Genomic DNA, 21,246 nt, shown 5'->3' with positions numbered 1-21,246 from the left:
GCCGGACCTAAACTTCTCTTTATCGAGGGATACATGCAACTGACCACCTTTGAAGGGCAAACCGCCGCCGAACTCGGCCGCGCCGCCGCGCCGCAAGCCGATTTCAGCCAGTACAAAACCATCCGTCGCAATGGCGCGGTGGTGCCGTTCGAACCCGTCAAAATCTCCATCGCCATGACCAAGGCCTTCCTGGCCGTCATGGGCCAGCAAGGCGCCACCTCCGCCAGCATCCGCGACAAGGTGGCGCAACTGACGGAACAGGTGGTCAACGCGCTGATGCGCCGCAAACCGGAAGGCGGCGCCATCCACATCGAAGACATCCAGGACCAGGTGGAGCTGTCGCTGATGCGCTTCGGCGAGCACGACGTGGCCCGCGCCTACGTGCTGTACCGCGAACAGCGCTCGCAAGAACGCGCCGCCCGCGGCGAGGCCCTGGCCAATGTGCAGATCAACGTGCTGCGCAAGGACGGCCGCAAGCTGCCGCTGGACGTGGCCCGCCTGCGCGCCAGCATCGAAGCCGCCAGCAAGAACCTGGCCGGCATCGACGTGGACGCCATCCTGTCCGAAACCCTGAAGAACATCTACGACGGCGTGCCGGAAGAAGAAGTGGGCAAGTCCGCCATCCTGGCCGCCCGCTCCATGATCGAGCAAGACCCGGCTTACGATTACGTGACTGCCCGCCTGCTGATGGGCAACATCCGCCTGGAAATCCTGGGCGAGGCCGTCAGCCAGGACGAAATGGCCGCCCAATACGCGCCCTACTTCGCCGACTACGTGAAGAAGGGCATCGCCGCCGAGCTGCTGGACGAAAAGCTGGCCGAATACGACCTGAAAAAACTGGGCGCGGCGCTGGACGCCGAGCGCGACCTGCAATTTGGCTACCTGGGCCTGCAGACCCTGTACGACCGCTACTTCCTGCACATCGACGGCGCCCGCATCGAAATGCCGCAGGCCTTCTTCATGCGCGTGGCCATGGGCCTGGCGCTGAACGAAGTGAACCGCGAAGCCCGCGCCATCGAGTTCTACCAGCTGCTGTCCAGCTTCGACTTCATGTCGTCCACGCCCACGCTGTTCAACTCCGGCACCCGCCGCAGCCAGCTGTCCAGCTGCTACCTGACCACCATCGCCGATGACCTGGACGGCATCTACGAAGGCATCAAGGAAAACGCGCTGCTGTCCAAGTTCGCCGGCGGCCTGGGCAACGACTGGACCCCGGTGCGCGCCATGGGCAGCCACATCAAGGGCACCAACGGCAAGTCGCAAGGCGTGGTGCCGTTCCTGAAGGTAGTCAACGACACCGCCGTGGCGGTGAACCAGGGCGGCAAGCGCAAGGGCGCCGTCTGCGCCTACCTGGAAACCTGGCACGCCGACATCGAAGAATTCCTGGAGCTGCGCAAGAACACCGGCGACGACCGCCGCCGCACCCACGACATGAACACCGCCAACTGGATTCCGGACCTGTTCATGAAGCGCGTGATGGAAGGCGGCGAGTGGAGCCTGTTCTCCCCGTCGGAAACCCCGGACCTGCACGAGCTGTACGGCCAAGCCTTCGAAAAGGCCTACACCGCCTACGAAGCCAAGGGCAAGCGCGGCGAGCTGAAGGTGTACAAGCAGATTCCGGCGCTGAGCCTGTGGCGCAAGATGCTGACCATGCTGTTTGAAACCGGCCACCCGTGGTTCACCTTCAAGGATCCGTGCAACATCCGCAGCCCGCAGCAGCACCGCGGCGTGGTGCACAGCTCCAACCTGTGCACCGAGATCACGCTGAATACCAGCGACGACGAAATCGCCGTCTGCAACCTGGGTTCGGTCAACCTGTCCGCCCACCTCAAGGCTGACGGCACGCTGGACAGCGAAAAGCTGCAGCGCACCATCCGCACCGCCCTGCGCATGCTGGACAACGTGATCGACATCAACTTCTACCCGGTGGTGAAGGCGCGCAACTCCAACCTGAAGCATCGCCCGGTGGGCATGGGCATCATGGGCTTCCAGGACTGCCTGCATCAAAAGCGCGTGGCCTACGGCTCCGACGCCGCGGTGGAGTTTGCCGACGAATCCATGGAAATGGTGGCTTACTACGCCTACCTGGCCTCCACCGAACTGGCGGAAGAGCGCGGCCGCTACCCGTCGTACAGCGGCAGCCTGTGGGACCGCGGCATCCTGCCGCAGGACAGCATCAACCTGCTGGCGGCCGAGCGCGGCGGCTACCTGGAAATGGACCGTACCGAGCGCCTGGACTGGAGCGTGGTGCGCGCCCGCATCAAGCAATACGGCATGCGCAACAGCAACTGCCTGGCCATCGCCCCGACCGCGACCATCGCCAACATCATCGGCGTGTCGGCAAGCATCGAACCGACCTACCAGAACCTGTTCGTGAAGTCCAACCTGTCCGGCGAATTCACCGTCACCAACGAATATCTGGTGCGCGACCTGAAAGCCGCCGGCCTGTGGGATGAAGTGATGGTAGCCGACCTGAAATACTTCGACGGCAGCCTGGGCCAGATCGACCGCGTGCCGGCCGAGCTGAAAGCCATCTACGCCACCGCCTTCGAGCTGGACCCGCGCTGGCTGGTGGAAGCCGCCTCGCGCCGCCAAAAGTGGATCGACCAAGCGCAGTCGCTGAACCTGTACATGGCCGGCGCCTCCGGCAAGAAGCTGGACGAGCTGTACAAGCATGCCTGGCTGCGCGGCGTGAAGACCACCTACTACCTGCGCACCCTGGCCGCCACCAGCGCCGAGAAGTCCACCGGCCGCGGCGGCGAGCTGAACGCCGTCTCCAGCCAGGCGCAAACCGCGCCGGCCGCCGTGGACAACACCCCGGCCACCGACGCCAAGTTCTGCAGCATCGACAACCCCGATTGCGAATCCTGCCAATAAGGCAGATTTCGTAGGGCGGAAGCCCCCTTGGGGGCGTTCCGCCTAGTCGGAGCATCAGACGAAAGCCTCCAAAGGAGGCGTTCCGCCAACCGGCATACCCATCTTCAAACCGCTTGCCAGCAGGCGGTTTCTGGATGTGAAAGCAAGACGGCAACCCGCAGCAAAAGCAGCAGACCCATGACGCAACGAGAGCGACTATGAGCCTGGAAGCCTTTTTCAAACACTACCGCGACAGCTATTCGCAACTGGACTGCGCAGGCGTGACCGGCCACTTCACCGTGCCCTTCACCGCCATCCACCAGGGCGAGCTGACCGGTTGGCTGGACATGCCGTCTTTGATCGACACCACGGCGGCGCTGCTACAGTGGTACCGCAGCCAGGGCTTTGTCAGCGCCAGCCACCAGCTGGAAAGCGTCACCCCGCTGGGCGCGGGCGCCGCCACCGCCATCGTGGCCTGGACCGTGCAGCGCGCCGACGGCCGCGCGCCGTGGCGCTACCACACCGGCTACCACCTGAAAACGGTGAACGGCGCCTGGAAGATTTACGGGCTGGTGCAATACGACACCAGTCCGGAGCAGCACACCCTGGCCACGCAGGCGGCATCGCCCGCACATGACGCAGGGTAGCAAACCAACCGCCGGGGCAGCGGCCAACCGCCCCGCAGCGCAAGCACAGGCCCAGCCTGGGGAGGACGAGATGCAGACATTTGAAAACATCGGCATTAGCGGGTTTTGCGAGGACAAATCGCACAACCCGGACAAGCAGTTCCTGCTGTTCAACATGTACCTGCAGCTCAGCCGCACCCCGCCATGCGAATGGAAGGACTACTTCGCCGAATCCCGCCGCGCGCCGCGCGCCGCCGTCTGGCGCAAGGCCTGGGTGGAAGGCGACTGCCTGGTGGTGTACTGCCAGCCGGAAGAATTGCAGCAGGAAATCGAAATTCTGAAACAGGACCTGGCCGCCGCCAACCGCCAGTACCGCCAGCTGCAGCAGCTGCGCGCGCAGCGCCGCCGCCAGCAGGAACAGATGGACCAACAGGAAGCCAGCGAGCGCAAGCTCATCCATCAGCTGGCCCAGCAACTGCGCTTCTAAACCGGGAGAGCACATGAGCGCCACCGCCTACTGCCTGCTGCGCCAAAGCGCCGGCGGCCGCCGCCTCAGCGCAAGAAACGCCGGCGACGCCGCTTACGCCTACTTTATCCAGGCCCAGCCCGCGGCCGACCCGCCGCTGGAGGCCGGCCAGGCCCGCACCGTGGCCGTCAGCCAGCTGCGCCAGCCGCAGGCGGCGCCGCATCGCCCCCAATACGCAGTCAAAACCGCATAAAACCCAGGCCGCGCCGCGCGCGGCCAGCAATTGAACACATCAGGAGCACTCATGTTGAATTTCGAAGACACCCTCCCCACCCCGGCCGCCGCCCCCTCCTCCATGGACGCCCATGGCACCGGCCGCGTCAACGTGGTGGACAAGAAGGTGATCAACGGCACCACCGACGTCAACCAGCTGGTTCCCTTCAAGCACAAGTGGGCCTGGGAAAAGTACCTGGCGCAGTGCGCCAACCACTGGATGCCGCAGGAAGTGAACATGCAGCGCGACATCGAACAATGGAAAACCGGCCAGCTGACCGAAGACGAAATGCGCATCGTCAAGCGCAACCTGGGCTTCTTCGTCACCGCCGACTCCCTGGCCGCCAACAACATCGTGCTGGGCACCTACCGCCAGATCACCAGCCCGGAATGCCGCCAGTTCCTGCTGCGCCAGGCCTTTGACGAAGCCATCCACACCCACGCCTACCAGTACATCGTGGAAAGCCTGGGCCTGGACGAAGGCGAAGTGTTCAACGCCTACCACGAAGTCAAGTCCATCCGCGACAAGGACGAATTCCTGATCCCGTTCATCGACGTGCTGTGCAACCCGGAATTCAAGACCGGCACCATCGAAAACGACCAGAAGCTGCTGAAGTCCCTGATCGTGTTCGCCTGCATCATGGAAGGCCTGTTCTTCTACGTCGGCTTCGTGCAAATCCTGGCCCTGGGCCGCCAGAACAAGATGACCGGCGCCGCCGAGCAGTACCAGTACATCCTGCGCGACGAGTCCATGCACTGCAATTTCGGCATCGACCTGATCAACACCATCAAGCTGGAAAACCCGCTGCTGTGGACCGACAGCTTCAAGGCGGAAGTGACCGAGCTGTTCAAGCAGGCCGTGGAGCTGGAATACGCCTACGCCGAGGACACCATGCCGCGCGGCGTGCTGGGCCTGAACGCCAGCATGTTCAAGGAATACCTGCGCTTCATCGCCAACCGCCGCATGCAGCAGATTGGCCTGGATCAGCTGTTCCCGGGTGTGAACAACCCCTTCCCGTGGATGAGCGAGATGATCGACTTGAAGAAGGAGAAGAACTTCTTTGAGACGCGGGTGACCGAGTATCAGACTGGTGGGGCGTTGAGCTGGGATTAATTTGATGTGTCAGAAATCGGAAAGCTTGAAATTTTGTAGTCAAAATTTGCAATTTCCGATAGCCAAAGCATGAAATCTTGCTTGGCAACAAGAGAAAGGCCCTGCAACGCAGGGCCTTTCTCTTGTTCAGAGGTAGTAGTCACCTGCCGAGGACTTCGGCATATCGGCTTAAGCAGCCAGTCCGCTGGATGATGCGTAAAGCAAGTTGACACAAAATTGCGGACACGCCACTCCGGATGCCCTCTGGCACTTGAGCAGGCATGTCTAGCGAAAAGCTGTTGTTAGGGGCACACTTTGTGAGCAGTTTACGGATTCCGGCTTGTCTGTTCGTCAAACTGGCGATAAATTTTCAGAGCGCGCTCACGCACAAAGCGAGTGCGTCGCTATTTGCTCATCTTGGCGCCGGAAATCCCTGGCTTAGGCCGCTCGGTTGATATGATAGAGGTTAATGCTTTCAGCCTCAAAAAACAGTGGCTGAATCAGCGGGTGATCTAGTCAATTGGTTGAGAATGACTGGATCACAATTGGAATCTTTTTGGGGGAGCTTAGACGTGCTGGATTTTGTAGTAATAGACGGGCAGCGTGCCTCGATCGGAGAGCACGCACACCTGTTCCCCGGATATTTCAGTACCGACTCAATGTCGTTAATGTTGGGAGAAAACGGGTCTGGAAAGACACGGCTTCTCCAAAACCTAGCAGAAATACTAACGGCAGGAGCCTCTCTCGGGGATCAAGGCCATTGGGCCACTCGCGATCAACATGGCAGAGTTCAGATGCGCGATGCAAAAGAGCCTCCACCCAGCCTTGGAGTCGTGTACTACACACCATTGCACTTCCAGCGGTCAATTCGCTCGCATCGAAACTTCGTTAATGCATCAAAGCTTAAGGCAGCTTCGCTAAAGCAAAGCATGCTGACTAACTTTTCAGCCGTGGCTCAATCACTTGGTGTTTCTACAGAGCTTATGGCATCACTCTCATACCAGCAAAGCATTTTCGAGCGTTTGGTCATCCCTACCCTCCTAGAGATGAAAGGCAACATCCTTGATGACTCAATGAATGTTGATCTGCAGGAATACGCTGAGTATCGGAAGCAAGGGCCATCCAGTGGCAAGGAGTCGAGAACTAAAGCCTTCTCACAACACCTACAGTGGTGGATCGAATCAACTCTCGATCAACGTCATGGCCCACTTTATCGCATCGCAGCTTTAGCAACCCTTGAAGAGTTAAGCAGAGAGCAAAAGCATAGGCTTATTGTCACGATGGCGATCCTCGATAAACTTGAGCTGGCGAATTTTGAATATTACAGCTCAATCAACTCATCTGAGTTTACAGATGCTATCGAAAATTTCAATAGGGCACTCAATTCGTCGCTGTCAATCTTAACAAACAGGAATAACCTACCACTACAACAATTCAGTGATACGGCCGAAGTCCAATTTGTTGTTGATGGAGTTATGCTTCTTCAAGAGATTGAGGGCAGCGGCTCCTCGTTTAAATTGTCGTGGTCGAACCTCAGTTCTGGACTACTTTCACTCGTAGATCAATTCGCACGACTAGAGGTTTCCCTTTCCCGCTTAGCCTCACGTAACCTGAGGTCCGTGCTGATTTTGATCGACGAAGGTGACTCCTATCTACATCTAGATTGGCAGCGCCAATATGTTGAAAAACTGGATCAATTTTTATCTTCAGCAAAGAATCGATTCGGATTCAATGAAATTCAGACAATCCTCGCAACGCACTCCCCGATTATATCAGGAGACTTTCCATCAGCGCTAATTCAGAGAATTGGAAGCGAAATGGACCAAGACATCAAGACATTTGCTAACTCTTTAGATGCGCTGGTTCTAGATGCATTTGGCACGCCCTCTATAGGATCGAAAGCCGCTCGAGAGGTTGTGCGGCTGCGGACACGTTTTCTTCAAGGAATCCTCACAGACGAAGATCACTATCTCATAAGTGAGATTGGTGACGAACGATTGCAGCGTGCCGTATTGGCTCAGCGGGATACACTAAATGATCATTGAGATTCATGATATTTGGGATGATGCAGCAGAGCAGCACGAGACTTTCTTACGGGCAACAGTGACAGATGCTCGCCAACGGGAACTGGCGATTGTTGGCCCCGTTTCTCCTGTTATGCGAGCAGTCTGGGATTTCGTTGATCGGAATTTGAATATATTGGTTGACGCAGGCATCCGTGATTTCACTGACGTGGTTAACGACTTCACAACCACGTTCCCCCCCAATAGCTCCCTACTAGAGCAAGCCAAGGATAAGTTCAAAAGGATCTTTGACTACGACTTGTTCCGAGATAATCGGGTCGGCTGGGGAGCATATTCACTATGCAGCCTAGCTCGCTATGAGGTTTGCCCGTACTGTCATATCAGAGCGACCAATACGGTTCCACGCGATGCTGCCAATGCCGGCTACCGGCCTCAACTAGATCACTTCTACGATAGGGCTAGATACCCATTTTTGGCTCTATCATTGGGAAATCTTGTGCCCTGCTGCGGGACATGCAATGGTCCCGGCATGAAACACACCAAAGACTTTGTCACCCAACCGCATCTTAACCCGCTATGCGACGTTGGTGTTCTATCCTTTGAACTTGGCCCTGCAAATGGAGCCGCATGGAATCCGGTGCTGCGAGCGCTGCGAGAACCTGCAGAACGGTTTGAGGTGCGCATCAAGGTACCTGCAGGACATACCAAAGCGGCGAATTCCCTTCAAACCTTTCAGCTTCGCTCACAGTATCAAACGAAACTTCGAGATGCATACAGAGTTGCTAAGCTTGGCTGCTCCCCTGCTTTCTCGCGCTCTGCTCATCTCGCCACAGGTCTAGATGTTCACGACATGACAATTTCAGAGCATCTGGGATTCGACCCTAATGGAGACGAGTACAAAAACCAGTCTGAGGGAAAAATGCGTCGGGATGTCTATCTTGATTCGAGATGCTGGCTGCCAAATAATCCTTGACCGGATAAGGGTGGTACTGCATGGGCAGCCAGTTTCTTTGCATGCAAGGCCCCGGGGGCAAACCACCGAGCACCTTCCTCGGCCGTTCTTCGTTGCATTCCCGGCTCCATCTTTCTATCTTGACACAGGCATGAACTAAACTAGTAAATCAGTGCCCATTCAGGCATTCGTCATGCAAACGTCCGTTGAAGGGGCCAGACCAGCCTGAGAAAAACGCTTCTTCAATCCGATATTCTGATCAGGGCTCGCGTGAAGACGGGCGTCGTTTCCACTTAGCCCATCAGCATGAGTCGGAATGGCAATTTTTGGGGTAACGCCATGGCAGAGTCTTCCTTCAGCAGTCAGAAGGAAAAGTTGCTAAATTCACTATTGATTATTCAACGAATCCAACATCCATTGAAACTGTCGACGAGCCGATGAAATAAGCTGGTCAAAGACTATCGCGGAAACACCTGACTCACGATTATCGGCGGGAAAGTCTGGCGTCCGCCTCCCCCCAATCAACAAGACCTTAACAGGCACACTAATATGCTTACCAAAATCATGTCGATACGAGATTGCCTGCAAATAGTCAGCATGGTTTAGCGAATGATCTGGTCGCTTAAATTCAATCAACAAGTATTCTCCATGTATGTTTTCATTAAGCAATAGGTCTGGTCGTTTGTCGGATTTATTTCCCACGTACTCTTTTGAAAGGTAGTCTTCCACCTGTCGACGCAATGTAACGTTGCTGGAGAATAGAGAATATTCGGATCCGAACACCCAAAGATTGCGCTCTAAGGCTTTGTGCACAATAGCTTCAGAGGTGGATTTATCGCAAACCAGTATATCAAGCTGATCCAAGAATAACGAGCGAGCACTCACTTGCTCGACTAAATAAGCCATCTCTGCCAAACCAAAATCGTTTAGCCCCTCCGCTAGAGCAGATATGTCTCTCCGAGAAGAGTCTGCAATATGTTCCAATAAAGTTCGATAGTCCGAACGCTCCAAAGCCTCAAGTAATACGTAAACGATAGGTTCAATTTTACTTTCCGGTTCGCCATAATACTTATCCAGCACCTTTTTAATGGCGCGATCGGCGAACTGGCGTTTATGCTCGGGCAGTGCGCTCAAGCGCACTAGAATGGCCTTTTGCAAGCGTGCTTGAGCTAGCTGAATTTCTTGGCGGTACTGTTGCTCGAAGGCCTCTCGAAGGATGGGTCGGACATATTCCTCAACTGCCCGCAACAATTCACTGTTCTCGACTAAGGAATCCCAGCCCGCGGTGACATGTTCACGCAAGCCATCGGCATCAATTTCACCATATAGTTTTCGCAGCAGCTTAGAAGGAAAGTCTTCCTGATTATCCAATCCAAAAAAGCTCGGCTTGCCGATTGACTTCCCATCAACTCGCAACGTAATTCCAGGTTGGCGCAGACCTGCTTTACCATTACTAATTGAAAAACGCAGCTTCACTTTGCCAGCCTCTGGCAAATTTTTTTCAGCTTCGGTAAAGCTTCCCGCTATATCATCAACATCAAGAGGTTTGCCATTTACAGTAATGGAGAAGTCGTCCTGCCGACCATAATCTTGAAGCAATACCTGACGCAGTTTATTGGCATCCGGATAAGCCATCCCTTGATGCAGTCCTGTCAGCGTAATAGTCGTACCATGTCGCTCGCTTCCACAGGGCTCACTGAGCAAATTGATATCTAACTGTTCAATATCCTCCACCCTTGAAAGATCATGAAGCCGCAAGGTAAAACGACAGACTCGACCACGTGCCGCCGTTTCGAGTGTCATAACTGATGCGGCCATCAAACCAGCAAACTTACCGATACCTTTTCGCCCTTTGATCTGTCTGTTTTTCCCAGCGGTTCGTTCTCCACGCCGCGAACGCCGATCCGATGCAATGAAAAAATAGTGCCGGCGTAGCTCCTCTTCAGTCATCCCACTACCGGTATCGACAATTACGATGGGCTCATCACTCATAGGACTTGGCAACTGAATGGTTACATGCTCAGAATCGGCATCCCACGCATTATCAACCAGCTCCTTTAATGCCTTTTCTGTAGATGAATATTCTTGGCTGAGTAAAGTGGCCAGACGAGAATCCACCTGGAAGCGTAAATTTTCTTTCAATTTCTCACCTTACTTTTTATGCAACCATCTAGTTAATATATGCCAAAGCTCAAGAGCAGCGTAATGTGCCTCACAAACGACATGCGTATCACCGCATTCGTAACGTTAGCATCAACCTGAAACTGTAGGCTGCAGGATTGAAGACTTTCCGTTGAGGGACAGATTCGATCCTTCCGGAGTTAAAATGACAAGCTGACCATCTATGACGCTGACTGTTGAGTCAAGTCGTTCCATGTTACTTGGGGAGTCTGGTAAGAAAAGAAGAATGCCTCTTTTGATGCCGCCGATAAGCAAGTACTGTTCTACCTGGGAGACAGCGTTAACATAGTTCTGCCGCATAAGGCGTCGCTTGACTTCGATCACTAGGCGCTCCTCTCCACGCGTAATCATCAAGTCAGCTCTGAAGTGCTTCTCTGCATTTAACAGCACCTCCGTTTGCACCATCAATTCTGGGGCAGCAGAAGCTAGGAAACCATGGAGAGCACCAATAACTTGTGACTCAGTCAGTTTGCCGGATGATCCAGCAGCTGCTGGAAAATGAATTGCGCAAAACTGAGTAAGAAGTTCCGTGACACGCACTAAGATATCGGCATTCATAGTCTGTGCCAAGGTGGCAGCCAGCTCCAATTTTTGAGCTTCGGCTTCCGCTTGTGAGCGTGTATACGCTAAGCGCTCAGCAATTTGATCGAGGAGCAAACATGCGAAGGCAGAAACAGAAACTATCGCTAGAAACGCTTCGCTTTCGTCGAAATCCAACTTGTAGTCATGAGCAGAGGGATTCCTCCACTCTGTACGGTATGTCGTTAATTGGCTTAGAACTCGGCTACGAAATATGTTGTTCTGTTCGAGATAATTCTCAATGTCGTAGGGGCGCTTCTTCGTCGGGTCTTGGCCTGCAAGTACACGGTAAGCCTCTTTGATGCTACCTTCAAAAGCTTGGTTTGTTCGGTAGATGGCATCAGTAAACGCTGTGTCATCGTCACTCTCTTGTCCACGCGAGAGATGGCGAAAGGCCGTCTCTATGTGCAATAAGACAGCCCTTAATCCAGGAATATATTCGCCTTCTTCGAGGACGATGATTTTTTTTCTTAGTGTGTCAACCAGATCCATAATTTTCTGAGTTCAATGTTGATTAGATCAAAACTATAGAGAAGGAACGGCTATTTCACAGATGGATACGTTCTGCAACTAAAATATGCAACCAGCTCGATACATGCCTGCTCATTGACTCACCCTGTGCCCGTACTAGAAAGATCGTTTGTGGCTGGGTGCGGATTACATTGATGAGCCATGGCAGGCTGCCGGCATAGGGTTGCCTGCGCCTGGGAACTAGCGTAAGCGGCTGCCTATTTGGCAATACCTGTTATTTTAGCACAGGAGCATTTTTATTTGCTTCGGTCTGGAATCTATCAATGAGCCCCTCTGCGGCCTGTGGGGCTCTGTGCCACCTTTCTCCGCAATGTGCCACTTACCTGTCTCTGAGCTGAAACTCACGAGGACGCCATAGTGTGGGCCCGCTTTGATGCGATAACATCGCAGTAACACATAATTTACAGGACACTAGAATGGCTTGCTCCAGAGGGGCCGCATCACCTGATACGCATACGCAGCGCCGACTCTTTGCAGCATCGGCTGGCTACTGTCAAAATCCAGGATGCTCCAACGAATTATTTGTGGACGTAGCAGGCAAGTCCATTCACATCGCAGAGATGGCCCACGTGTTTGCGGCTATTGATGGCGGGCCTCGGACTAATCTAGTTCTCAGCAAGGAGGAGCGCGGAGCCTTCGAGAATCTGATCATGCTCTGCTCCAACTGTCACACGATGGTGGACAAGGCACCGGATGCCTTCCCGGTTGAGATGATGCTGCGCTGGAAGCGTGAGCACGCAAACAAGCTCCAAGGGCTTTTCGGCGCGGTGAAGTTTGGCGACCGCGCCAGTGCCCGCCAGGCGGTGGAGCCGCTCTTGACGGAAAACCATGCAATCTTCAAACAGTATGGTCCTCAAATCGATGCCGCCAGCAACCCGGAGAGTGGCACCGCCGAGCAGTGGAAGCGTAAGATGCTCGCGCGCATCCTCCCCAATAGCAGGCGAATGCTCACGATCTTTGACGCCAATCGCCATCTGCTTGACGGCAATGAGAAGGCGACGCTGGAACTGTTCCGGCAACACATTGATGATCTGGAAGCTTTCCATGTCGAAGGAAATAGAGAAGATGCTTCTCGCTTCCCGTGGGAGTTATCCAAAATTTTGGAAGACTGACGAATGAGCAATCATGTGACCAATTGGGTCGCCGATAAGCTGGTGGCTACGGAAGATATCGAGATTGTCGACCGCACTCCTGAAGATTTTTTGGTCGTCAGAGCGAAGGATGGCTACACGTTCTTGGTTGCCGTTCTAGGTGTGCAGGATGTAGTAGGACTTTCGGATGTGGAGCCTCTTTTTACCGCTGCTACAAAGCCGCAATTCGTTGTGAATGTTCCTTCTAAAACCTTGTGGAGCGGTTCAGCCATCAATCACATTCATGCAGAGTCTGCGGCGTTCGGAACGCTGGGCGATGTCTCTCGGGCTGCCAATATGGGGGACGCCGGTTCCTATCGCGATAAGAACATGGTTTTTTTCATCAACGCGATGGAGCAGCACTCGAACGTATCCAGTGTGACCTACATCTATGGAACGGTTTTCAAAGTTGATCGCAAGGTTGGCGCGAGCCTAGTCGTTGCAGTTATTGATACATACAACATGAGCGCCGAGGATGTGCGGAACACCAGGAGCCGTTTTGGTCACTTTGATGTCGTCGTCAAATCCACGAGTTATGGTTCAATCACTAGCCAAGCTGAAGCGGCTGCTCAGTCGATGGGGGCGCAAGCGTTGACGTTCCGCCAACTGATGGGAATGCTCGGCAATTGATTCGGCAGCGCATAATTGCCAATCTTCGCGAGTTTGCAATCTCGCTTGGACAAATGGCTGAAGGAACTCAGTGGCATCTTTTCGGCTCAGTCGACCGGGACGAGCCGGACGCAGCAGACATCGACTTGATGATCCTCTGCACTGGCGACGACCAAGCCGACACCCTTCGACGAGCAATCGACCCTGATGCTTTTTTACTACCGCTTCATCTGGCCCTAATGACCTTTGACGAGGCAGCCGAGATCGACGCGGTCAGCACACAGCACAGCAGCACCATTTTCCCGTGAACTGCCGCGGCAGACGTGGAGCCTAAAATCTGGAATGTTGGGCAGAAAACTGGGGCGTCACTTGCCACGTAAGTAGTACTGGCAGCAGAACACTGGGCAGTATTTTTGCCAATAGGACGACGGGTACTGTTTTACAGAAATATGGGCGCCAGTTCTGAACGGAGAGCATTCTAGAGACATGCTTTTCCATTGAACAATTCATCGTGAAAAGAGGTCACGCACTCGTTCGAATGGATAACCCCGAGGCTGAGGCTCCAAGGTGGAGAGATCAATGAGCCGCTGTTTCAAGGCAAGGAGCTTCGGGCGATCGAAGGCTGGCTTGGGTGGCTCGCCTTGTGGGGGCATTTGATCAGGCTTGCCCTGCATACGCCGCCTGACAACACCATAATAGTGATTGACGGCAACGACACACGAATTACTGACTATCAGTGCTTGCGTTCACGAAAGCCGCCTTTACCTGCTCGACGCTGAGCCATGTGCGCCTCGAGTGAACGACGCGATGGCAGTTCGAGCATAGGAGCACCAGGTCGACCACCTTGGTTTTTTCTCCCGGCTCCATTGTGTGGACCGGCTTGGTGTGGTGAACGTCAATGATGTTGATACCGAGCTCGCCATATCGCTTCGAGAAGTCGAAGCCGCAAGCTGCGCAAGCCAGCCGGCCATGCAGCTTCATCGCTTGTGCTTTCGCCTCAACTACGAGCCGTCTGTCCCGCTCTCTGTACCGATGCATGCGCGTGGCGACCTTGCCTTCTTCAGCCTCCTCAATTCCGGGCTCATCAGGGCCCGCCAGGTCCTCATCGGCCAGATGTTTGGTGATCCCTTGGCGAATAAATTGAGCGACTTCGGCAAGCCTCACTGGGTCGCTAGCAAACTGATCCCAAACACGAGCTTCGTCTTGGTTACCTCGGGTCAGACCCGTCTTGCCCTCTGCCATGTAGTCGGGATCGACGCGTCTAAAGTTCATCAACTTCATGTAGACGCCGTTCGTGTTCCGATAGGTTGTGCTTGTTCGCTGGCGCAGCACAGCGCCAAGCTGGTTCAGCACCTCAGATAGCTCTTCTATTTCCGGAGAGTCCTTTCCGGGCGGGGAGGTGCGGTGCTGCATGTAGAGGTCGAGCGCGAGGATCAGCTCGTCCCTCGACCAGATGGCGTTGCGCTTGGCCTTCCTTTCCTCGATGACAGCATGGGTCGGCTCTTCTGTCACGAAGCTGAACGCCCAAGCTTTTATCGCTTGCTCTTCTTTTGCAAGCGCGTCTTTCCAAATCAGGTGCGCCTGCCCCGGAAGCCGCTCGGTTTCCCGCAGAACCTTATCGAAATCCTCATCAGTCCACTCCCTGAGCTGAGCTGCACACTGCATCCCCTTAACCGGGAACTCCCACGTCTGTCAATCAGCGTCGAATTTTGACCACCTGTCAGCGTTGAATTTTGACCAGGCATCAGACCGCTTTCCGGCGCTTCTTGAACCGGTAGGAATCGTTCCCCGTCTCCAGAATGTCGCAGTGGTGCGTCACCCGGTCCAGCAGCGCCGTCGTCATCTTCGCGTCGCCGAACACGCTCACCCATTCCCCGAAGCTCAGGTTCGTCGTCACGATCAGGCTGGTCTTCTCGTACAACTGGCTGATCAGGTGAAACAGCAGCGCGCCGCCTGATTCCGGAAACGGCAGGTAGCCCAGCTCGTCCAGGATCACCGCGTCCATCAGCATCAGTTGACGCGACAGGTGCCCGGCTTTGCCGGCGCGCTTTTCATGCTCCAGCAGATTGACTAGGTCCACCGCGTTATAGAACCGCACCCGCTTGCTCTGATGGATCGCCGCCACCCCCAGCGCTGTCGCCAGGTGGGTTTTGCCCGTCCCGGTGCCGCCCACCAGAATCAGGTTGCGCGCTTCCGCCAGGTAGTCGCCGCCGGCCAGCGCGGTCAATCTGTCTGACTGCAGCGGACTTTCCGCCCAGTCAAAGCCTGTCAGATCTCGGTGGTGCGGGAAGCGCGCGGCTTTCATCTGGTAGCTCAGGCTGCGCGCTTGGCGGTCGGCCTGTTCCGCCTCCAACAGTCGCAGCAGCATCGCTTCGCCGGTCAAAGGTTGGCGGCGGGGTTCGGCCATCAGTTCTCCCCAGGCGCTGGCCATCCCGTACAGCTTCAGCGCTTTCAGTTTGCTCAGGGGATCAGTCATGGCAGCCCTCCAGCAACTGGTCGTAACGCGCGCAGTTCGCCGCCGGCGCTTCTTTCAGCTGCAAGTTCTCCATCACGCTCAACGCTGCCGGACGGGCGGGTTCGGTCAGCCGGCGCAGCTCATTCAGAATGATGGGCGCGCTGATAGCCTTGTGCTCCAGCGCCAGCTGGCAGGCCACTTCCAGCGCTTCCAGGCCGGTTTCTCGCGCGGCCAGCAGCAGATCGGCGAAGGCCCGATCGCCTTTGGCTTCTTTCATCAGCGCCTGGCGCACGGTTTCAATCGCCGCCGGCAGCACCCATTCGACAAAGGGCCGGCCATGCCGCAAGGCGCCGGGTTTGGTTTGCAGGATCGGCACGTAGTGCCAGGGTTCGCAGATCCACTGATCCCGCCCGAAGCGACGGTCGTGGCAGGCGATCTCGGCGCCGTCGGCGACGGCGCGGATCTGGCCAGCGCTGACGCGCACCGACACCACCTTGCCCGCCCATTGCGCCGGCACGCTGTAACGATTGCGCTCTATCGTCACCAGGCAGGTGCTGGAGACGCGCAGCGCCTGCTCCACATAGCTGTCGAACGGCATGGCGATCGGCGTCAGCTGCTGCCGCTCGTCTGCCCAGGCTGCGGCCACCGTCACCGGCTGGTGCGGGTGTTGGCGTTGCCCCAGTTCGCGGCAGCGTTGCGCCAGATGGGCATTGAGCGCCGCGAAGTCGGCAAAGCGCGGGGTGGGCGTGAACAGCCATTCCCGGATATTGCCGACCTGATTCTCCACTTGCCCTTTCTCCCAGCCCGATGCCGGCGTGCAGGCCACCGGCTCGAACAGGTAGTGATTGGCCAAAGCCAGGTGGCGGCTGTTGAAACGGCGGGACTTGCCGGTAAAGATGGCGTCCACCACTGCCTTGAGGTTGTCGTAGATCACCTTGCGCGGCGCGCCGCCAAAGAAGGCGAAAGCCTGGACGTGAGCGTCCAGCACCATTTCCTGGGTTTCGCGCGGATAGGCGATGACGAAAGGCTGGCGGCTATAAGCCAGGCGGAAGTGCGCCAGCTTGATGGTCTGGGCGATACCGCCGAGCACCACCTGCTCGTAGCTCCAATCGAATTGGCAAACTTCGCCGGGCGCGAAGAGCAGCGGGACGAAAGCCTGCTTTGGGGTGAGCGTGCCGGGCTGAGCGGCCTTCCAGGCTTTGACGTGGCGCTGGATGCTGTCGTAGGCGCCCCTGTACCCCTCGGCCTGCAGGCATTCGAACAGGCGGCGGGCGGTACGGCGTTGGGCCTTGGGGAGCTGGCTATCGCGCTTGAGCCAGGCGTTCAGCGTGTCCATGAAGGCGCCGAGCCTGGGATGGCGCGGCTGGCGCTGATATTGCGGGGCGGTGGTGGCCTTGAGGTATTTCTTGACGGTGTTGCGGGAGAGGTTGAGGGAGCGGGCAACAGCGCTGATGCTCTCGTTGCCCACCAGGTGACGGCGTCGGATCTTGCCGATGGTTTCCATGCAAATCACTCCAGGTTTGCCCTCGCCAAAAAGACGAAGTGTGGCACATGCCCGGGGTGGTCAAAATTGGACGCTGTTTACCCCGGGAACCTGGTCACTTTTGCACGCTGTTTAACATCCCACGTCCTGCGCTCCTGCGACCATGCCAACTCAAACTGAGCCTCTGCTGCAAGCCCCAGCGGGGGAAGCCCTGCTCGATAGCATGCGAAGTCGATGCGCGACTGCATGTTGCCATGTGCTCGACCGTACTTCTGCATGTCGTAGAGGCCGATTGCTGCAGCCGCCTCTTCGTTGGAAAACGAAGGGATAACACCGTCATTGCCTCTTGCCGCATTCTTCAACCAAGCGATGAACGCTTTGGTCCTGGTCTGCGTGTCGCTGCTCTCTTGTGCAGGAGGATTCGATAATTCGTTGGGCATGCCAAGGGCACGACGGGAATACCAGTTGGCCCGTTCGCTAAATTCGTCCGCATGGTCTACGACAATCTGCTCATAGGAGATGTCGCTGTGATTCGCCTCTGAAAGTGTGCGAAAGCCCTCCGTAGGGCTGCCCCTACAAACGGCGCTTTCCGCTGCGCCTATCAGCCCCCGATTGCGTAACTGATCGAAGGTGCGTGTCGCATGGCTGGACTGAAGCTCCTTGAGCGCTACATACTGGCTAACCGCCAAGACAATCTTCTCTTCAGCAGTGGATAGATTGGTCAAGTTCAGCCCGGTCTTTTGGGCCACCAGTTCTCGTCCAAGTTCAACTGAGCGTCGGTCGAGCGCCGCCTTGACTTCGGGCGTGAGGCGATCCATTGCCGCAGCATTCTTCGTGAACGCTTGATACTCCTTCCAGTCCCTCAACCCAGCAATCGTTCGAGCTATCTTTTCGTCCATGAGCTTCTCACCTACGGTGTTCAAAACAAGCCAACGCAAACGTAAACGCCAAAGCTTACCATTAGCACGGTAGGTTGGGCTGAACTTGTGAAGCCCAACGTTTACCGCGAAATTGCAGCAACCTATCGAGATAGCCATTATTTTTTTAGAATCCGCTTCGCGGATAATGTTTAACATGCCGGTTCCGCCCGGCAAACGGGCAAGGGGATTGCGCGGCCAATCCCCTTGCAACCCCAGGCCGCCCCTACAGCGCCGCGAAACCCCGTCTTTCAAACCAGACTCGGGGAGCTGCCGGAACTAGCGGCGCGCTACCGTCGCGCCGCGTCGAACAGCCGGCAGCTTAAAACCCCGAGTCTGATTCGAAAGCCGGCTTGCGCTGAAGGGGACTATGGGCACATTGGTTCGGTCTAAAAATTTAGAGAGTTGAATTGAAATGACATCACTATTACATGAAGTATGGGAAGAAATTGACGAAGATGGTCAGTCTTTGCCCGGCCTTTGCTTGGCAGGGCATGATGGTGATGGATTCAGGGCATTACTTGGCCCAGGCTCCCGGCTTGTTACAACGTTCTACGCCTCTTCCCATTTTGAAGCAATGACAAAGTATTATAAAATTGTTGGTTATGGCGAGTATGTGAACGACGAATCATGGTCACATGAACCATTTGATGTGCAACGCTAACTACAGTGCTAGATCCAAACCTTTATGATACTAAAATCTAGCTTACCTCTACCCACAACAATATAAAATGACAGCTTGCCCAAGATGCCAGCAAGGCGAAATTAAAGCAATGATGCTGCGAAAAACAAAACAGCCAATTTGGGTTTGCGAGGAATGTGACGCTGCTTGGCTAAACAACGAAATATCGTTTAATAGCTTTGAGGACTATGGGATTATCATGAAAAGAATGGGACTGCCTCCACTCTGGTCTGAATTAAGTTAGCCCTGAACGCAAATCAAAAATTATACTAACACGATAGATTACATGTAGGCTAACTTGAAACTAAATACCGCGTACACCGCATATTAATCATTACACATCGCGGTGGAACGCTTCTACGAGGCTTCCGCCCTACATCTGTCTCGTAGGGCGGAAGCCCCGGCCCTTTCGGGGCGTTCCGCCGAACATGCAAGTACATTATTGGATGACGGGAAAGCGAGTTTTGACTGCGCTACCAAGCCAAGCAACAGGCACGCAAATTCAGCTAACATCATTGAAAATCGAAACTTCGCGGGTCTCGCCCCGCTGGCGAGGTTCTTTCTTTTGCTTCGCCAAAAGAAAGAACCCAAAGAAAAGGCGACCCGGGGCGCTTCGAAACCCCGTTCAAAATGGTGCGCCCCAGGCGCTGCTGAACTCTCAGCGTGTGAATCTCTGATTCGCTCAGCGGTACGCGCTAACGTCGCGCCGCTCGAACAAGCGGCAGCTTAAAACCTGGGCCGCATCATTTTGAATGGCTCGCACCACGGGATATTGGTTCATCATTTATGATGAAATCATTTTAAAAGCGGTGAATCCAAATTCTTACTGCGATATTGCAGGGCATTCAGTAGTAGGCACTACCGTCGCCTCACGTTGAAAGCCAACAGCTCAAAAACTCGAGCCTGATTCGAAAGACAGCTTGCACTGAAGAGAGACTGGCAAGCCGGTCCAATTGCGCCAATTATAACGCTATACATAGGAAGAGATTGAAATGCCGTGGGAGAAAATCTTACCCGTATTCTTCATTGCGCCATTACTCATTTACGGCATATCTCTCGAAAACAAGCGCCGCGCAAAAATTGCTCAAGGCATGGCAAAGGATTGGTTACAGGCCAGTTATGCTGGATGCTATATCCGATCAATGCAATCTTCGACAAACCGTTGGCCTGTTGTAGTTACTATGAAAGTTTACACATCAAAGGATGAAGATTTCGAGATCAAGCTGAAAGTTGGGTCATTTTTTGGCGGGGTGTTTAACGATAAAATCCACATTGTTTACATTCGAAAGTTAAAAATCCAAGATTAAATATCCACAGAATAGAAAATGATAGCGCACCGTGCACACCGGATATCATCGTTGCGCATTGAGGCGGAACGCCTCTGCGAGGCTTCCGCCCTACGAAAAAGTTGCAGTAGGGCGGAAGCTCCGATTTCATCGGGGCGTTCCGCCGAACATGCAAGCAAAATACGGGGTAAGCCTGTTTTGATCGCGCTACCAAACCAAGCAGCAGGCAGCCAGATTCAGCTAGTTATCCTTGATAATCGAAACTTCGCGGGTCTCGCCCCGCCGGCGAGGTTATTTCTTTTGCTTCGCCAAAAGAAATAACCCAAAAAAAAGGCGACCCGGGGCGCTTCGAAACCCCGCCCCAAATGACGCGCCCCAAGCGCTGCCGAACGCTCTGCGTGCGCATCTCTGATTCGCTCAGCGATGCGCGCTAACATCGCGTCGCTCGAACAAACGGCAGCTTAAAACCTGGGGCACATCATTTTGAACGGCTCGCGCCACGGGATGTTGGCGCCTCAATACTATCTTAACGTTTTAAAAACCATGTGCAATGACATGGATTACTCAACCCAAAGAGTCACGACTCAAAAACAGCCCGACTTCGTATGAGGATGCTTCGATAATCGAAATTATACTAGGCTTATAAATAAAAGTTTTAAGCCCCACAGCAAGAATATCACCAATGCAGCTTTTAACTATTGGAATGTGTGACGCCGGAATTTCCAGAACTGGAACAGAGGCATCATCCCAAAAAATATAAAGAATTCCACTTTTATTGTCGAACTTGGCTAACAAATCACTGACATCTCCGCGTACCGAAGAATACCCATCGCAATTTTTGAGACTGCCAGATACTGAAAATAGGAATTTCTTTTCAATATCAGAAAAAACAGCTTCAGCATCATCGGCACTTATAATCTTTGCACCACCACCCAAAGCTTGTAAACATTCGTCAAATAAAACTGACATAGCTATCTCCCAAAGCCAAGTTACTGCCCATTCTACCTGACTGGATTGACCTCAAGCAGCTGCACTGTTAAATTGACAGCCGGTGCTCAACACACCTCTCCGCTAGCGGTTAGCCCGCGCCCGTAAGTCGTGGC

19 protein-coding genes and 1 pseudogene are annotated in these 21,246 nt (G+C 54.8%); 12 read left to right on the top strand and 8 right to left on the bottom strand.

Going from position 1 to position 21,246, the window contains the following annotated elements; all coding sequences use genetic code 11:
* Positions 1–33 precede the first annotated feature (33 nt).
* The 7 genes from FYK34_RS06260 (at position 34) to FYK34_RS06230 (ending at position 8,311) form a co-directional block, all read left to right on the top strand.
* Positions 34–2,877: a ribonucleoside-diphosphate reductase subunit alpha gene (locus tag FYK34_RS06260; RefSeq protein ID WP_149295566.1), complete on the top strand. Its 2,844-nt coding sequence runs from the start codon at positions 34–36 to the stop codon at positions 2,875–2,877.
* A gap of 197 nt (positions 2,878–3,074) precedes the next feature.
* Positions 3,075–3,503: a hypothetical protein gene (locus tag FYK34_RS06255; RefSeq protein ID WP_149295565.1), complete on the top strand. Its 429-nt coding sequence runs from the start codon at positions 3,075–3,077 to the stop codon at positions 3,501–3,503.
* 70 nt (positions 3,504–3,573) lie between these two features.
* Entirely contained in the window at positions 3,574–3,969 is a 396-nt protein-coding gene (locus tag FYK34_RS06250; protein ID WP_149295564.1) for a hypothetical protein, read from the top strand.
* Between the two features lie 13 nt (positions 3,970–3,982).
* Complete coding sequence (locus tag FYK34_RS06245; protein ID WP_149295563.1) at positions 3,983–4,201, top strand: hypothetical protein; 219 nt, start codon at positions 3,983–3,985, stop codon at positions 4,199–4,201.
* A 51-nt stretch (positions 4,202–4,252) separates the two neighbouring features.
* A complete protein-coding gene (locus FYK34_RS06240; protein ID WP_149295562.1) occupies positions 4,253–5,335 on the top strand; it encodes a ribonucleotide-diphosphate reductase subunit beta in 1,083 nt (360 codons plus the stop codon).
* Between the two features lie 551 nt (positions 5,336–5,886).
* Complete coding sequence (locus FYK34_RS06235; RefSeq protein ID WP_168209659.1) at positions 5,887–7,359, top strand: AAA family ATPase; 1,473 nt, start codon at positions 5,887–5,889, stop codon at positions 7,357–7,359.
* Entirely contained in the window at positions 7,349–8,311 is a 963-nt protein-coding gene (locus tag FYK34_RS06230; protein WP_149295560.1) for a hypothetical protein, read from the top strand. Before FYK34_RS06235 ends, FYK34_RS06230 begins: the two co-directional genes overlap by 11 nt.
* A 37-nt stretch (positions 8,312–8,348) precedes the next feature.
* Here the strand turns inward: FYK34_RS06230 and FYK34_RS20865 are convergent.
* From FYK34_RS20865 to FYK34_RS06220, 3 genes and pseudogenes are all read right to left on the bottom strand, one after another.
* Positions 8,349–8,501: pseudogene (locus FYK34_RS20865) on the bottom strand (integrase core domain-containing protein); the annotation flags it as partial.
* A 176-nt stretch (positions 8,502–8,677) separates the two neighbouring features.
* On the bottom strand, positions 8,678–10,432 hold the full coding sequence (locus FYK34_RS06225; protein ID WP_149295559.1) for an ATP-binding protein: 1,755 nt from the start codon (positions 10,430–10,432) through the stop codon (positions 8,678–8,680).
* A gap of 111 nt (positions 10,433–10,543) precedes the next feature.
* Positions 10,544–11,542 carry a hypothetical protein gene (locus tag FYK34_RS06220; RefSeq protein WP_149295558.1) on the bottom strand — a complete coding sequence of 333 codons (999 nt, stop codon included), beginning with the start codon at positions 11,540–11,542 and terminating at the stop codon, positions 10,544–10,546.
* A 455-nt stretch (positions 11,543–11,997) separates the two neighbouring features.
* On the opposite strand from FYK34_RS06220, the gene FYK34_RS06215 reads away from it, so the two are divergent.
* Genes FYK34_RS06215 through FYK34_RS06205 form a run of 3 tightly spaced genes read left to right on the top strand, consistent with a single transcriptional unit; the run spans position 11,998 to position 13,628 of the window.
* On the top strand, positions 11,998–12,693 hold the full coding sequence (locus FYK34_RS06215) for a hypothetical protein (RefSeq protein ID WP_149295557.1): 696 nt from the start codon (positions 11,998–12,000) through the stop codon (positions 12,691–12,693).
* A 3-nt stretch (positions 12,694–12,696) separates the two neighbouring features.
* A complete protein-coding gene (locus tag FYK34_RS06210; protein WP_149295556.1) occupies positions 12,697–13,341 on the top strand; it encodes a hypothetical protein in 645 nt (214 codons plus the stop codon).
* Positions 13,338–13,628 (top strand): hypothetical protein, encoded by a 291-nt coding sequence (locus tag FYK34_RS06205; protein WP_149295555.1) that lies wholly within the window; start codon positions 13,338–13,340, stop codon positions 13,626–13,628. Before FYK34_RS06210 ends, FYK34_RS06205 begins: the two co-directional genes overlap by 4 nt.
* Positions 13,629–14,043: 415 nt before the next feature.
* Here the strand turns inward: FYK34_RS06205 and FYK34_RS06200 are convergent, their stop codons facing one another.
* The 4 genes from FYK34_RS06200 to FYK34_RS06185 all read right to left on the bottom strand — a co-directional run bounded on the left by FYK34_RS06200 (position 14,044) and on the right by FYK34_RS06185 (position 18,334).
* Positions 14,044–14,985: an HNH endonuclease gene (locus FYK34_RS06200; protein WP_196782628.1), complete on the bottom strand. Its 942-nt coding sequence runs from the start codon at positions 14,983–14,985 to the stop codon at positions 14,044–14,046.
* A gap of 79 nt (positions 14,986–15,064) precedes the next feature.
* Positions 15,065–15,796 carry an IS21-like element helper ATPase IstB gene (gene istB / locus FYK34_RS06195; protein WP_149295554.1) on the bottom strand — a complete coding sequence of 244 codons (732 nt, stop codon included), beginning with the start codon at positions 15,794–15,796 and terminating at the stop codon, positions 15,065–15,067.
* A complete protein-coding gene (gene istA / locus FYK34_RS06190; RefSeq protein ID WP_149295553.1) occupies positions 15,789–17,279 on the bottom strand; it encodes an IS21 family transposase in 1,491 nt (496 codons plus the stop codon). The genes istB and istA overlap by 8 nt, the downstream gene beginning before the upstream one ends.
* A gap of 77 nt (positions 17,280–17,356) precedes the next feature.
* Positions 17,357–18,334 (bottom strand): hypothetical protein, encoded by a 978-nt coding sequence (locus FYK34_RS06185; protein WP_149295552.1) that lies wholly within the window; start codon positions 18,332–18,334, stop codon positions 17,357–17,359.
* Positions 18,335–18,590: 256 nt separating this feature from the next.
* Here FYK34_RS06185 and FYK34_RS06180 point away from each other — a divergent pair, with 256 nt between their 5' ends.
* Positions 18,591–18,839: a hypothetical protein gene (locus FYK34_RS06180; RefSeq protein ID WP_196782626.1), complete on the top strand. Its 249-nt coding sequence runs from the start codon at positions 18,591–18,593 to the stop codon at positions 18,837–18,839.
* Positions 18,840–19,849: 1,010 nt separating this feature from the next.
* The gene (locus tag FYK34_RS06170; protein WP_149295550.1) at positions 19,850–20,164 is read left to right on the top strand and encodes a hypothetical protein; all 315 of its coding nucleotides are present in this window, start codon (positions 19,850–19,852) and stop codon (positions 20,162–20,164) included.
* A gap of 543 nt (positions 20,165–20,707) precedes the next feature.
* On the opposite strand, the gene FYK34_RS06165 is transcribed toward FYK34_RS06170, so the two are convergent.
* Positions 20,708–21,112, bottom strand: a complete 405-nt coding sequence (locus tag FYK34_RS06165; RefSeq protein WP_149295549.1) for a CDI toxin immunity protein — start codon at positions 21,110–21,112, stop codon at positions 20,708–20,710.
* Positions 21,113–21,246: the final 134 nt, after the last annotated feature.

It is taken from the genome of Chromobacterium paludis (assembly GCF_008275125.1).
GTDB lineage: Bacteria > Pseudomonadota > Gammaproteobacteria > Burkholderiales > Chromobacteriaceae > Chromobacterium > Chromobacterium paludis.
This window is presented reverse-complemented; position numbering and strand designations above follow the sequence as displayed.